A 13112-nucleotide genomic window follows, 5' to 3' on the forward strand; every position below is an offset into this window, starting at 1 on the left:
CTTTACAATTGCCGCTGCCCCGAAACTGCGCACCCACGGCCTCGCCCGCGCGTGCGCCTCACCGAGACCGATCCTTGTCAGAGCCAACCCGCGACGCAGCCCTCGACCCGAACCGCCGCTCCCTCACCGACATCGCGCTGACCGCCCAGGCGCTGAAGAACAGCGGTGGCGCCGAGCGTTACACGCGCGACGTGATCGCCGGCCTGCATCGCATGGGTTTGCGCCCGACGCTGTTCGCGCGCGAGATCGACCGCGCGCTGCCCGAGGCCGCGTGGATCGATGCGCAGCCGCTCGACGTACGCTGGGCGCCGCGCAAGCTGCGCAACCTCGCGTTCGACTGGCGTCTGAAGCAGCGGTTGAAGCGGCATCGTCCGGCGTGCGTGTTCTCGATCAATCACTCGACGCATGCCGACGTCGCGTTGTGCGGCGGCACGCATCCGGGTTCGCTCGAAGCCGCGGGCCGCGCGCCGCGCCGCAGCGACGAATGGCAGATCGAGCTCGAGCGGCGCGTCTACACGCGGGCGCGCTCGATCGTCGCGCATTCGCAATTGATGAGCCGCGAGTTGCAGCGTTTTTATGACGTGCCGGCCGCGCGGATCGACGTGCTCTATCCGCCCGTCGATACCGCACGCTTCAGGCCGCTCGACGCCGCCGCGCGCGCGGCCGTGCGCCGCCAGCTCGGCGTGCCCGACGATCGCGTGATGTTCGTGTTCTCGTCGACGAGTCACGAGCGCAAGGGCTATCCGCTGCTCGAAGCGTTTTTCTCGCGCACGACGCTGCCGGTCTGCCTCGTCGTCGCGGGACGCCCGGTGCCGAAAACCGGCGACACGATTCGTTACGCGGGTTACAGCAAGGAGATCGAGAAATTGTTCGCGGCCGCCGATTTCACGGTCGTCGCGTCGGCGTACGAGCCGTTCGGGCTCGTCGGCGTGGAGTCGGTGATGTGCGGCACGCCGCTCGTGATCGCCGACAACGTCGGCTCGGCGGAGACGGTGACCGGTGCCGCGAAGATCGAGTTCTCGCGGCAGACCGCGGGCAGTTTCGAGCGCGCGATCGAGCAGGCGGTCGAGCGCGTGAAGAGCGGCGCCGCGCGCATCGCGACGCCGCGCGACAGCCTCGTGTACGACCCGAGCGTCGACGCGCACGTCGCGGCGCTTTACGAGGTGTTCACGCGGGGATGAGGGCGGCGCTCCGCGCTCGGGTTGCCGCTTCTCGTCAAATCAAAATCAATCGCGCGGCTGCGTCTCGCGCACGACCGCGGCTGGCGCCGCCGGCGTGGTCCGCGCTTCGCTTCGCAACTCGCGCTTGCGCGCATCGATCACCGCCAGCAGCGTCGCCACCAGCGAGGCGAGCAGCACCGCCACCATCATCGGCACCAGCACGTCGATAGTGAGCCCGAAGATCACCGTGCTCGCCGCGACCGCGAGACCCGCGTACGACGCGGCGCGAATCGCCGGATCGGTCGCATGCCGGTGTTGCCAGAAATACACCGTGATCCCGTAGTAGAACAGCAACAGGCAGATCACGCCGACCGCGCCCATCTCGGCGAGCGTCGAGAAAAAGTCGCTATGCGCGCGCTCGTTGACGATCTCGGCCTTCACTTCGCCGCGCTTCGCCATCACGCCGAGCTCGTCGACCAGATGGCCTTTGCCGACGCCCCACACCGGATGCCGCTCGAACATCATCCGCGACGCGTTCCACAGTTGCAGGCGCAGGCCGGTGGCCGTGTCGTCCTCGCCCTTGCGCATCATCGACACGTCGTTCGGCACCTCGGCAAAGCGTTTCTGAACCCGTTCGGTCGACAACAGACCGCCCGCCCCGATCACGATGACGAGCGTCGCGATCAGCAGGCGCTTCTTGTGCGTGAACCAGTGGTATTGCATGCCGAGCAGCACGACGAACACCGGCACGGCGACCCAGCCGCCGCGCGAGCCCGACAGAAACGATGCATAGCCGCCCGACACCAGCGCGAGCACGCGCGGCACCAGCACGCGCCAGTCGCGCGGATTGTCCCAGCCAAGCGTGAACACCGACAGGAACCCGAGCAGCAGCGCGGTATCGCCGAACGGAATCGCGTTCGTGTACGAGTTGTTCAGGCGGTTCGCGTCGGTCCAGCCGCCGGGCGGCTGATCGATGAACGCCCATGCGCCGACCGCGAGCGCGCCGGCCGCGCAGCCCCAGCCGATCATGCGCAGATTGCGCGACGGCAATTGCCGCAGCAGCAGGAATACCAGGAGCGCGAGCACGAAACGCGACGCATTGTCGAACTCGCGTGGCAGCCAGTAGCCGAGCACCAACTGCTGCGCGCCGATCCCGACGACGAACGCGAGCATGCCGATCGTGAACCAGCGGTAGGTCCGCAACGCGGAGAAATAGCCCGGCATGCGCCGGTTGACGATGGCCGCGCCGAGCGCGAGCGCGACGAGCGCGAAAAAGCAGTAGCCGGTGCCGCCGCGCCACATCAGATTGACGGCGGGCGCGAGAAACAGCAGAGCCGACGTGAGCCAGACCAGACTGGAAGCAAAAATCATAGGTCTACGTTATCGATGAAAACACTACCGTTCCGGTGGTGAAATTGCAGGGGGTGCCGGACCATTTGAGTTTCTCAAGACGGTAGAGCGATCCGGATTATAACCATGCACTTCCTTGCGAAATGCTTGCTGCCGCACGCGGGAAGGTTCCGCTGGTCCGCGGCATGCGGGTGGGGCGGGCGCGGGCGGCGTCTGTCGTGCGAGCAGGCGGGGGCGGTACAATCGCGCGACATTCATGGCCGGGGCGCGGCGCATGCCGCGCCCCGCGCCCAGCTCAACGGACCGACTCGATGTTCTCAATCATCATCCCGACCTGGAACAACCTGCCTTATCTGCGCCTCGTGATCAAAAGCCTGCGCCGTCATTCGACGCATCCGCACCAGCTCATCGTCCACGTGAACGACGGTTCGGACGGCACGCTCGCGTGGGTGCGCGACGAGGGCATCGAGCACACGGCGTCGCCCGGCAATATCGGCATCTGCCACGCGGTCAATATCGCGGCGGCGCGCGCGACGCAGGACTACATCGTCTACATGAACGACGACATGTACTGCTGCCCCGGCTGGGACGACGCGCTCGTCAAGCGTCTCGCGCAGATGCCGGCCGACAACCTGTTCATGTTGTCGGGCACGATGATCGAGCCGGTCGATTCGGGCAATCCATGCGTGGTCGTGCGCGACTTCGGCCGCGACGCGCAGGCGTTTCGCGCCGACGAACTGGTCGCCGCCGCGGCCGGTCTCGTGCGCGCCGACTGGCGCGGCGCGACGTGGCCGCCGACGCTCGTGCATCGGGACTGGTGGTTCAAGGTGGGCGGCTACAGCAGCGAACTGAGCCCCGGCATGAGCAGCGACAACGATTTCTCGATGAAGCTGTGGGACGCGGGCTGCCGCGTGTTCGTCGGCGTCGGCGACAGTCTCGTCTATCACTTCCAGCAGAAGAGCACCGGCAAGATCGTGAAGAACGACGGGCGTCGCCAGTTCCTCAACAAGTGGGGGATGACACAGGCGACCTTCGACCGCTATTACCTGCGCCGCGGCACCGCCATCGACGGCGCGCTCGCGGTCAGCGAGCCCGAGCGCACCGGCCGGCTGCGCCGTGCACTGCTGAAGTCGCGCATCAAGCGCGCGTTGGGCTGACGGGCGGCGAGCCGAAAACGGCTGCTTGACGCGCTGCGTGTGTCAAACGCCGCGCGTTACTAGTGGCAGCACCGTCAGATCCGGATGCGTGCCGTCGACGATGCTGCGTCCCACGTGCACCGCTTCGGAGAGCGCGTCGGCCAGGCTCGCGAAGCTCTCCTCGCCGTCCGCGTGAAACGGCACCGCATGGCCGGGAAGCTGGGGGTTGGCGCCCGGATGGCAGACGTAGCCTAGATACGTGTAGCGGCTGTTTTTCGCGGCCGCATCGGCGGCATGCGCCGCGTCGGGCGGATCCTTCGCGACAGGTGACACGTGTATCTCGAAGCCCTCGTATTGCACCGTCTGCCAGCTTGCGGTTTGGTCGGCCATGACCGCCTCCGTCTGGGTCTGTCCTGTCCAAAAGTCTAGGTGATTTGCCGCCAAAACGCGCGGGCGGCCGGCTACGGCCAAACCATGACGGCTTCGACTATGGAGGCGCTCTTGGGAAGTAAGTTGATGAAGCGCATTCGGCTGACATCAGCGGCGTTTGATAATTGGCCTGCAGTTGGAGAGATTTTCGTTTAATTTTTGAAATTAGGCGGTCTGCGGGATTGCGTCCGTCAGGACGCCCCGGCTGGTTCTCCTCGGATAAAATGTTGCGCTTTGCCTAAATCCGACTTCGCTCATGTGGTTCAAAAACCTTCAGCTGCACCGTCTGCCCGCGCCGTGGTCCGTTAACCCTGAACAGATGCAGAAGTGGCTCGCGCCGTACGCGTTCGCGCCCGGCCAGAGCGTCGAGATGCAGGCCCAAGGCTGGGCGCCCCCGCGCGACGGCGACTCGCTGGTCTACGCAATGAACGGTCAGATGCTGCTGACGTTCCGTGCCGAGAAGAAGCTGCTGCCCGCGTCGGTCGTCACCCAGGTCACGCGCGAGCGCGCGGCCGAGCTCGAGGAGCAGCAGGGCTTCAAGCCGGGCCGCAAGCAGATGCGCGACCTGAAGGAGCAGGTCACCGACGAACTGCGGCCGCGCGCGTTCAGCATCCGCCGCGATACGCGCGTGTGGATCGATTGCACGAATGGCTGGCTCGTGATCGATGCGGCGTCGCAGGCGGTCGCCGACGATGTGCGCGGTCTGCTCGTCAAGTCGATCGACCAATTGCCGCTGATGACGGTGCGCGTCGCGCAGTCGCCGGTCGCGGCGATGACCGGCTGGCTGCTCGACGGCGACGCGCCGGCGGGTTTCACGCTCGATCAGGACACCGAGCTGCGTTCGCCCGCCGAGGGCAACGCGACGGTGCGCTATGTCGGGCATGCGCTGGACGCCGAAGACATGCGCCGCCATATCGAGGCGGGCAAGCAATGCATGCGGCTTGCGATGACGTGGAACGATCGCGTGTCGTTCGTGCTGACGCCGTCGCTGACGATCAAGCGCGTCGCGCCGCTCGACGTGCTCAAGGAAGCGAGCGACCCGACCGCGCAGAACGACGACGAGCGCTTCGATTCCGACGTTGCGCTGATGACGGCCGAGCTCGACCGCATGCTGCGCGATCTGCTCGATGCGCTGGGCGGCGAGCAGGGCGAGCAAGGGCTCGCGTTGCCGCAGGCCGTCGCGGCCTGAGCGTCAGATTTTCGCGCTGTCGAGCGCTTCGACGAGGGTCCAGTAAGGCGTGATCGAGCGCAAGCGGATCGGGTAGGTCCGCTGCAGCAGCGCGAGCGTCGCGTCGGTATCGGTGAGCTGATAGATGCCCGACACGCGCAGATCGGCGACGTCGTCGGCATAGCGCAATACGCCGGCGTGATAGCGCGCGAGTTCGTCGACGAGATCCGCGATACGCATGTTGTTCGCGTAGAGCAGGCCACGCGTCCACATCGCCTCGCGCGGGTCGAGCGCTTGCGGCGCCGCGACGCCGAAGCGTGTCAGCGTGCACCGTTGGCCTTGTGTCAGCACCAGCGCCGCGCCCGATGCCGGCCTCACCAGCGCGTCGCCGCGAAACGCGGCCACGCGTGTGAAACCATCCCCTTGCCTCACGCTGAACTGCGCGCCGCGCGCTTCGACGACGCCTTCGGCCGTCTGCACGAGCAAAGGCGCATGAGTCGTTCGGGCGCCCGGTGCGCCGCCAACATCGCTCACGGGCCGCACTATGATTTCCCCTCCGAGCAGATCGACGCGCCGAACCTTCGCCTCGAACGCGGCGTTGATCGCGCTCGCGCTGCCCAGCGTGATCTGAGTGCCGTCCGCCAGCAGCACGTCGTCCAGTTCGCCAGTCGCGGTGCGGAATTCGGCGGTCCACATCTGCCACGGCAAGCGGCTCGCGAGCCAGCCCGCGGGCGCGGCGATCGCAAGCCCCGAGAGCGTTTTCAGCGCGCGCCGCCGTCCCTGCGATACGCCGGCAGCATCCGCGTCTTCGCGTAGCGCGGGGCCGACGTCCGCGGGCACGGCGCCGGTTTCGCGCCGTAATTGCTGCGCTCGCCGAAGCATTTGGTTAAAGATGCGGTACTCCGGACGCATTTGACAAATGTGATTTAAATTGAATTTAGCAGATCGGGATTTAAAGATTTATATCTGTTAATAATGATTTGCGGCGGATATTCGGATCGAGTTCACAGCGAATTGACTCAATACCTTATCCTAAGCGGAAGCGTGGGCCCCGATTGCGTCAGGGCATGCAGACCCATTGTCATCGATACAAAAAATTTAGGCCATGTGTGGATCGTTACTTTTCGTGAATTCTTAAGCAGAAATGCGGCTAATTGCGCTGCAATAGAACGTGGCATTTTTGTCACGAATTACAGCGTGCCGGGTTTAGCTGACGAGCGTGTAAATCTGATGAAACTCTTCGCATGCGCACGGCGCTGACGACGGTCTGCGCACAGCCGGCCACTCATGAACCCCGGTAAAACTCCGTGCGCTGCCGCACCTTCGATGCAGACGAAAAAACGACAGGCGTATCAAAGGCTTGCGGATTTTTCCGGGAAGTTATGCACAGATTTGCCAACAAAAACTGTGGGTAACTTCGAGCGTGTCGTCGCGCGTCGAAGCGCCGTTAGTCTTCGAGCGCCCACGCGCGCCTGCGGCGCAGCAGCGCCGAGCCGATCGATACCGCCGCGCCGATGCCGCCCATCGTCAGCGACAGCGCGACGATCAGTGGGCCGGTTTGGGTGCTCGCCGAGAACACGCCGACGAGCAGGCCGGCGAGCGGCTGCGTCAGGTTGTTCAGCAGAATCGCGACGCCGATGGTCTTGCCGTAGTCCTCGGGCGGGATGATCTGCAAACGCGCGCTGCGGATGTAGACGTTGAACATCTTGTCGAAGCCGACGATCAGCAGGAAGCCGAGCGCATAGCCCCACGGCGACGCGCTCGCGCCTGCGATCACGCCGCCCGCGCAGATCGTCACGAATGCGACGAGACCGAGCACGCGCGCCGGCCATCCGGCGCGCGCAACCGTCAGCAGCACCAGCACCGTGGCGAGCGCGCCGGCCGTTTGCAGACCGGCGTAGTAGCGGCTCGATTGCGCATGCAAACCCGTCACCATCGCCGCCGACGTCGCAAGCGTGACACCGATGACGAGGTTCTCCGCGGCCGCGAGCATGATGACCTTCTTCAGGCCCGGCAGCGTCCACACGTGATCGAGCGCGATGCGCAGCGGCGTGGTCCAGTGAGCGGCGGGCGTGAGCGATCGAGCGGACACAGGCGAAGGCGCGCGAAAGCCGCTCAGTCGCTGCCAGACGAACAGTGCGGCGTCGGCGCACAGAAACAGCACGCCGGTCGCGGCGACCACCGATTCCCAATGCCACACACCGAGCAGCAACGCGGCGAGCATCGGCCCAAGCACGAAGCCGAGCTGATCGGCCAGTTGCGAATACGCGAGCACCTTCTGGATCTGCTGCGTGCTGAAGATCTGCGGCAGCATCACCTCGCGCGCGACGAGCCCTTGGCTCGTCAGCACGCCGCACGCGGCCGACAGCGCGATCAGCCAGCCGATGCCGCCGAACAGCGCATATGCGGCGATACCGCCGAAGCATGCGAGCGCACGCACCGCCTGGCTCAGCCGCATCAGGCGCAGCGGTGGAAAGCGGTCGCAGAGCGCGCCGAAGAACGGGAACACGAGGTAGCGCGGCAGCGTTTCGATGAAAAACGCGAGCCCCGACCACGAGACCTGGCGCGTCGTTTGAAACACCACGAGCGGCACCAGAAAGAGCAGGATCTGATCGGCGAGACGCGCGATGAACAGCGAGCAGAAGAAGGCCTGATGGTTGACGCGCACCGTGGTTGTCTCGCCGTGTTGGGGTCGAGACCGATCCTATCAAAAGATCGCGCGGGCGAGGGGGCGCCCGCTGGCCGCCGTCCTATTCGCCGCGATACGCCTGTTCGAGCGGCGCGATATCGAGCTTGACCATCTTCATCATCTGCGCCATCACGCGGCTTGCCTTTGCGCGATCCGGGTCGCGCAGCATCTGCAGCAGCACGTTGGGCGCGATCTGCCACGACACGCCGAAGCGGTCACGCAGCCAGCCGCAGGCCCACGGCTCGCCGCCGCCGTCGAGCAGCTTCGACCAGTAGCGATCGATTTCCTCCTGCGAGTCGCAGTGCACGAACAGCGAGATGGCCGGCGTGAATTTATATTGCGGGCCACCGTTCAGCGCCATGAACTCCTGGCCTTCGATTTCGAAGGTGACGGCGACGACCTTGCCGGCCGGTCCTGGGCCGGCGTCCGTGGCGTGCAGCGTGGTGGCGATGCGCGACGCCGAAAACACCGACGTGTAGAACTCCGCGGCTTCTTCCGCGTTGCCGTCGAACCACAGGCACGGCGCGATTTTCTGCATGACGTTGCTCCTTCGGGATTGGTGTCGGTGGGCGTGGGCGTGCGATTGCCCGACGCCCATCGGCCGCTCACTTCTTCTCTTGGGACGAACACTCCATCGCGGCCATCGCCTGCTGGATTTCCTCGGCGCTCAGGTCGCGCTTGTGCGTCGCGAGCGACCAGTTGTGGCCGAACGGGTCCTTGACCTGGCCGTAGCGGTCGCCCCAGAACATGTCGGTGACGGGCATCGTGACGGTCGCGCCCGCGTCGACCGCCTGTTTGAAACTCGCATCGACGTCCGGTACGTAGTGGTGAATCGTGACCGGCGAGCCCTTCAGCGTGTTCGGGCCGAAGGTCTGGTGCTCGGGCCATTCGTCGGTCAGCATCAGCATGGAGTCCCCGATTTTCAGGGTCGCGTGCATCACCTTGCCGTCGGGGCCCGGCAGACGGATCTGTTCGACGGCGTTGAAGGCTTTCGTGTAGAACGCGATCGCTTCGGCGGCGTTCTTGCAGATCAGGTACGGCGTGAGCGAGTGCATCCCGTCCGGGATCGGTTTGGCTGCGGCGCTGGACATGACGGTGACTCCTTGAAGTAACGGTTCCTCAGGGGAAAGACCGGCTGCATGAGCTGGGTCTTCAACGTTACGACGAGTTGGTCACCGTCGGATCGACACTCCGAAAAAAATATTTTCAGGCGCGGGGGAGGGCGGCCCGCCATTTATCCCGCCGGATTGTCCTCGTCCGCCGGCGGCGCGGACGGCGCCGTGCTGCCCGCCGGCGCGCCGAGGATGCTGATCTGGAACGTGGGCGTCGCGGCGAGCGACTGCAGCGTCGCGTCCTCGGGGATGCGCTCGTCGAGCGGCAGGATCACCGAGCCGCCGATGACCGCGCGCCGGCTGTTGTCGGCCGGGCGCAGGCCCCACACGTCCTGATAGACGACGGGGACCGTGGCGCCGTTGCGCGTCGTGTTGCCGAGGTACAGCATCACGTGGCCGCCGATGTAGATCAGCGTGCGCAGCGGCACGCCATGCCGCGCCAGATAGTCGAGCCGTTCGGCGGGTGTCGACTCCGACAGATCGACCATGCGGCCGGCACTCATCTGCGTCGACGAATGGCGCGGCAGCCACACGCCGAACGCGGCGAAGATGCTTTGCAGTTCCGACGAACAGTCGTTGTAGAGCCCGCTATTGCCCCAGCCGTACGGCCGGCCGATCAGCGCCTTCAACAGCGTCGCGAGATGGCGCGGCGTCGCGGCGAGCGGCATCGGCGTGATCTGCGTGGCGTCGAGCGACGCGGTGCGGATCAGCGCGCGGCCGTCGACGTCGCGCGCGGGAACGAGGAGCTGGAGGGTGCCTGTGTTGGTGCTGGTCGCGGCTGGCGATGCCGAGACACCCGCCACCAGCGGCAGCATCGTCCCGGCCGGGGCAGCGAAGCGGAACACGCCGTGGCTGTCGTTGACCGCCGCCGACGCCACGATCACCGCCCCTAGCGACTTCCCGGCCGCCGCGCGCCATTGATCGATGAAACCATCGTCGGCGAACGCGACGCCGTCGCTGCGCACCCAGCCCTGCACGTCGGGCGTCTGCACGTAATGCCACGCGCCGTCGACGCTGCTACCGAGCACATAGAGCGGCGCGCCGGGTCGCACCGCCGAGATCTGCAGGTTGTCGAACGGATAACCCTCGCCGGCCAGGCGATGGTCGTAGAACGACGGATCGGTGGTAGGCAACTCGCGCACCATCAGGTTGCCGGTCGCGATCGCGCGCCGCTCGGGCTGATAGACCGGCGTTTGCGTGAACTGCGCGACGTTGATGTTGCGCGCGATCGCGTCGATCCACGCCTTGTCGTGCGGCCGGAAGTTTTCGCCGTAACCGATGACGCCGCCACGCTTGCCGGTGTTGTCGAATCTGTCGATGCGGCGCTGTTGCAGTGCGGCAATGTCCTCGCCCTGCTCGCGAAACACGCGTGTCGTCACCCAGGCGGGATTCCACGGCGACGGCGCGTTCTCGCCCGTGCCGAAGTAGCGCGCGAACAGCGCGTCGAAATGTGCGCGCTGCTCGGCGGCGCTGAGAAACGGCCGATCGTAGTCGGGGCTGTTCGGATCGAGCCAGTGATCGACGTTCTGGTCGTAATGGGCGAGCGAAAACAGCGTGACGTTGTCGACGAACGCGTGCGTGCCGCGCGGCGGCGTTGGCGTGCTGCATGCGGCGAGCATCGTGACGGCGACGCACAGCACGACGGCGCGGCAGGCACGGCGGGAGAGAACGGCGACGGGCATAAAGATTCGGCGTATGAGGTGCACGGCCAAGATGATACGGTGTCGGCGATGCGCACGGCGCATCGGATGTTGGGCGGGGGCGCGCGCGGCTTCGACTACACTCGCTTTATCCGTCCACCCGCGCGTCGCCACGCGCGACAATCGCCAGGGAGTCCGCTATGAAAACCAGCGCACGCAATCAGTTCAGCGGCGAAGTCACCGACGTCAAGCACGGTGCCGTCAACGACGAAGTCACGCTGCGCACGCCGGACGGTCTCGAGGTCGTCGCGATCATCACGCACGGCAGCGCGAAGTCGCTCGGGCTGGCGACCGGCAAGCAGGCGTTTGCGCTCGTGAAGGCGTCGTCGGTGATCGTAATGGTCGATGTCGCGAGGCAGCAGGTGTCGGCGCGCAACTGCATCGAAGGGACCGTCGCGGCGGTGACGACGGGCGCCGTCAATTCGGAAGTGACGATCAGTGCCGGCAGCGCGCAGATCGCGGCGATCATCACGAACGACAGCGTCGAGCGCCTCGGCCTCGCGAGCGGCAAGGCGGCGACGGCGGTTTTCAAGGCGTCGAGCGTGATCATTGGGGTCGATCAGTAAAAGGCCCGGGCCTCTGGGACGGGTACTCAACGAGCTCTCACTGATCGCGGATGGCGCGAACGATGATCCCGTCCCATCCAAAAACAATCCTGTGAGCGTCCATCCGGAAGATCGCAAAACAATTGTCGCTATCTACGACAGCGGTTGTAGCGGGCAACCCGGTTTCATTCACGCGAAGGTCGAACTGTTTCTTCAACGCCGAAAGCGTGTCAATTCGTTTGACGGTAAAACCTGTGTTGGGCTTGCAGGTTTCACTGTCGAAGCTCATGGATTGCGGCGTAATTGTCATCGTCATGCCGAGAATCCGTTTTGCTTCGGGGATGCCACCAGAAATATCGGCATAGTCAACTACATCGGTCACGACCCAATTGCCGATGAAATCATTAATCGTAGCGTGTGGTGGTGTTTGTGCCGTGCACACGCTTGCCGAGGCGGTCAGCGTGAGAGCCACATACGAAAAAAGCTTGTGGCCTGTCATTGTGCCGACTGCCGGAAGGGCGCGGATTCTCGTTGACGGCGGCTCATTAGTCCCCGGCTTATCTTCGCGGGACCTATCTTTCGGCCATTGCGATCACGCGGGGTAATCATCACATTAAGCATCATTTTTTCTGCTACCGCTAGCATGTCTCCGGTATTTGCGGGACCTAAGGCTACGCTGAACAAGCCGCGAATTCGGCAGCGTGTCAGCGACTTGAACGTCGCCAGGTCATGAGGCCGAGCTTGAGCCATTGCTTTTCGGCCCTCGCGGGCCTGTTGGGCGGGCGGGTTGCCCGCCTTTCGCCCACTATGGACGTACCGGTGCCATCAGTTTCTTGCGCGACAGGTAGACGTTCGCCAGCGCGAGCGCGACGAACGCCCGGTTGGCGTTCTTTGCCAGCCCGCGATAGCGCACCTTGGTAAATCCCCACAGTCGCTTCACGACCGCGAAGACATGCTCGACCCGGGCGCGAATCTTCGACTTGGTGCGATTCTTGCCGCGCTGCACCTCGTCGACTTCGCCGCCCGCACGGCGCGTGCGCTGATTGGTAAAGTCGCGCGCCCTGGGTGCCTTGCTGTGGATCAGTTCCTTCTGGCTCGCATAGGCGCTGTCGCCGTAGACGCGCCGCTCCTGCCCGTGCAGCAATTGCGGCAGTGGATGCTTGTCATGCACGTTGGCCGGCGTGAGCACCGCGCTGTGCGCCAGGCCGCTCTGGCTGTCCACACCGATGTGCAGCTTGGCACCGAAGTACCATTGCTTGCCCTTGCGGGTCTGATGCATCTCGGGGTCGCGCGCCTTCTGCTCATTCTTCGTCGAGCTCGGCGCGCCGATGATCGTGGCGTCCACGATGGTGCCGCTCTTGAGCTTCATGCCGCTGGCCTGCAGCACCCGGCCGACTTCGGCAAACAATTGCTCGCCCAGTTTGTGCGTCTCCAGCAGGCGCCGGAATTTGAGCAGCGTCGTCGCGTCCGGTACGGCTTCACAACCCAGGTCAATTCCGGCAAAGCGACGCAGGCTGGCGCTGTCGTAGAGTGCCTCTTCGCAAGCGAAGTCGGCCAGATTGAACCAGTGCTGCACGAAATGGATCCGCAGCATGCGCTCCAGACCAATTGGCGGGCGGCCATTGCCGCGCTTCGGATAATGCGGCTCGATCACCGCGCACAACTGCGGCCATGGCACGATCGCATTCATCGTGTCGAGAAACTCGTCGCGCCGCGTGCGTTTGCGGTGGGTCTCGAAACCCGCACCTTGATCGGCTGCCATCGCCAGCGTCTGCTGCTTCATCCTGTTTCGCCTTCTTCGTTCAATCCGATTTCTATAACGC

The 13112-nt window shown here is 65.0% G+C and carries 13 protein-coding genes; 4 read left to right on the forward strand and 9 right to left on the reverse strand.

Annotated elements, in window-relative coordinates; translation table 11 throughout:
- Positions 1-74: 74 nt before the first annotated feature.
- Positions 75-1181 carry a glycosyltransferase family 4 protein gene (locus tag OKW40_RS21510; RefSeq protein WP_429491404.1) on the forward strand — a complete coding sequence of 369 codons (1107 nt, stop codon included), beginning with the start codon at positions 75-77 and terminating at the stop codon, positions 1179-1181.
- Between the two features lie 45 nt (positions 1182-1226).
- Here the strand turns inward: OKW40_RS21510 and OKW40_RS21515 are convergent, their stop codons facing one another.
- A complete protein-coding gene (locus tag OKW40_RS21515; RefSeq protein WP_429491406.1) occupies positions 1227-2531 on the reverse strand; it encodes an O-antigen ligase family protein in 1305 nt (434 codons plus the stop codon).
- Positions 2532-2821: 290 nt separating this feature from the next.
- On the opposite strand from OKW40_RS21515, the gene OKW40_RS21520 reads away from it, so the two are divergent.
- A complete protein-coding gene (locus OKW40_RS21520; protein WP_184045841.1) occupies positions 2822-3667 on the forward strand; it encodes a glycosyltransferase family 2 protein in 846 nt (281 codons plus the stop codon).
- A 42-nt stretch (positions 3668-3709) separates the two neighbouring features.
- Here the strand turns inward: OKW40_RS21520 and OKW40_RS21525 are convergent, their stop codons facing one another.
- Positions 3710-4036: a hypothetical protein gene (locus tag OKW40_RS21525; RefSeq protein ID WP_429356853.1), complete on the reverse strand. Its 327-nt coding sequence runs from the start codon at positions 4034-4036 to the stop codon at positions 3710-3712.
- A 295-nt stretch (positions 4037-4331) separates the two neighbouring features.
- Here OKW40_RS21525 and OKW40_RS21530 point away from each other — a divergent pair, with 295 nt between their 5' ends.
- Positions 4332-5264 carry a recombination-associated protein RdgC gene (locus tag OKW40_RS21530; RefSeq protein ID WP_429491408.1) on the forward strand — a complete coding sequence of 311 codons (933 nt, stop codon included), beginning with the start codon at positions 4332-4334 and terminating at the stop codon, positions 5262-5264.
- A 3-nt stretch (positions 5265-5267) separates the two neighbouring features.
- On the opposite strand, the gene OKW40_RS21535 is transcribed toward OKW40_RS21530, so the two are convergent.
- The 5 genes from OKW40_RS21535 to OKW40_RS21555 all read right to left on the reverse strand — a co-directional run bounded on the left by OKW40_RS21535 (position 5268) and on the right by OKW40_RS21555 (position 10726).
- Positions 5268-6083: a FecR family protein gene (locus tag OKW40_RS21535; protein ID WP_429491410.1), complete on the reverse strand. Its 816-nt coding sequence runs from the start codon at positions 6081-6083 to the stop codon at positions 5268-5270.
- Between the two features lie 607 nt (positions 6084-6690).
- Positions 6691-7911 (reverse strand): MFS transporter, encoded by a 1221-nt coding sequence (locus OKW40_RS21540; protein ID WP_429491412.1) that lies wholly within the window; start codon positions 7909-7911, stop codon positions 6691-6693.
- 82 nt (positions 7912-7993) lie between these two features.
- Complete coding sequence (locus tag OKW40_RS21545) at positions 7994-8470, reverse strand: VOC family protein (protein ID WP_184059400.1); 477 nt, start codon at positions 8468-8470, stop codon at positions 7994-7996.
- Between the two features lie 67 nt (positions 8471-8537).
- Entirely contained in the window at positions 8538-9023 is a 486-nt protein-coding gene (locus OKW40_RS21550) for a VOC family protein (RefSeq protein ID WP_429491413.1), read from the reverse strand.
- A gap of 143 nt (positions 9024-9166) precedes the next feature.
- Positions 9167-10726 carry an SH3 domain-containing protein gene (locus OKW40_RS21555; protein WP_429491415.1) on the reverse strand — a complete coding sequence of 520 codons (1560 nt, stop codon included), beginning with the start codon at positions 10724-10726 and terminating at the stop codon, positions 9167-9169.
- 158 nt (positions 10727-10884) lie between these two features.
- Here OKW40_RS21555 and OKW40_RS21560 point away from each other — a divergent pair, with 158 nt between their 5' ends.
- Entirely contained in the window at positions 10885-11310 is a 426-nt protein-coding gene (locus OKW40_RS21560; protein ID WP_184045857.1) for a TOBE domain-containing protein, read from the forward strand.
- Between the two features lie 37 nt (positions 11311-11347).
- On the opposite strand, the gene OKW40_RS21565 is transcribed toward OKW40_RS21560, so the two are convergent.
- Positions 11348-11788 carry a hypothetical protein gene (locus tag OKW40_RS21565; protein WP_429491417.1) on the reverse strand — a complete coding sequence of 147 codons (441 nt, stop codon included), beginning with the start codon at positions 11786-11788 and terminating at the stop codon, positions 11348-11350.
- A gap of 306 nt (positions 11789-12094) precedes the next feature.
- Positions 12095-13072: an IS5 family transposase gene (locus tag OKW40_RS21570; RefSeq protein WP_429491419.1), complete on the reverse strand. Its 978-nt coding sequence runs from the start codon at positions 13070-13072 to the stop codon at positions 12095-12097.
- Positions 13073-13112: the final 40 nt, after the last annotated feature.

The organism is Paraburkholderia sp. RAU6.4a (assembly GCF_050435625.1).
In the GTDB taxonomy this organism is placed as follows: domain Bacteria; phylum Pseudomonadota; class Gammaproteobacteria; order Burkholderiales; family Burkholderiaceae; genus Paraburkholderia; species Paraburkholderia tuberum.

What these genes read in the sequence shown, in the direction of transcription:
- OKW40_RS21515 (WP_429491406.1), bottom strand. Translation starts at nt 2,531, where the DNA reads ATGATTTTTGCTTCCAGTCTGGTCTGGCTCACGTCGGCTCTGCTGTTT.
- OKW40_RS21550 (WP_429491413.1), bottom strand. Translation starts at nt 9,023, where the DNA reads ATGTCCAGCGCCGCAGCCAAACCGATCCCGGACGGGATGCACTCGCTC.
- OKW40_RS21520 (WP_184045841.1), top strand. Translation starts at nt 2,822, where the DNA reads ATGTTCTCAATCATCATCCCGACCTGGAACAACCTGCCTTATCTGCGC.
- OKW40_RS21525 (WP_429356853.1), bottom strand. Translation starts at nt 4,036, where the DNA reads ATGGCCGACCAAACCGCAAGCTGGCAGACGGTGCAATACGAGGGCTTC.
- OKW40_RS21570 (WP_429491419.1), bottom strand. Translation starts at nt 13,072, where the DNA reads ATGAAGCAGCAGACGCTGGCGATGGCAGCCGATCAAGGTGCGGGTTTC.
- OKW40_RS21565 (WP_429491417.1), bottom strand. Translation starts at nt 11,788, where the DNA reads ATGACAGGCCACAAGCTTTTTTCGTATGTGGCTCTCACGCTGACCGCC.
- OKW40_RS21555 (WP_429491415.1), bottom strand. Translation starts at nt 10,726, where the DNA reads ATGCCCGTCGCCGTTCTCTCCCGCCGTGCCTGCCGCGCCGTCGTGCTG.
- OKW40_RS21530 (WP_429491408.1), top strand. Translation starts at nt 4,332, where the DNA reads ATGTGGTTCAAAAACCTTCAGCTGCACCGTCTGCCCGCGCCGTGGTCC.
- OKW40_RS21560 (WP_184045857.1), top strand. Translation starts at nt 10,885, where the DNA reads ATGAAAACCAGCGCACGCAATCAGTTCAGCGGCGAAGTCACCGACGTC.
- OKW40_RS21545 (WP_184059400.1), bottom strand. Translation starts at nt 8,470, where the DNA reads ATGCAGAAAATCGCGCCGTGCCTGTGGTTCGACGGCAACGCGGAAGAA.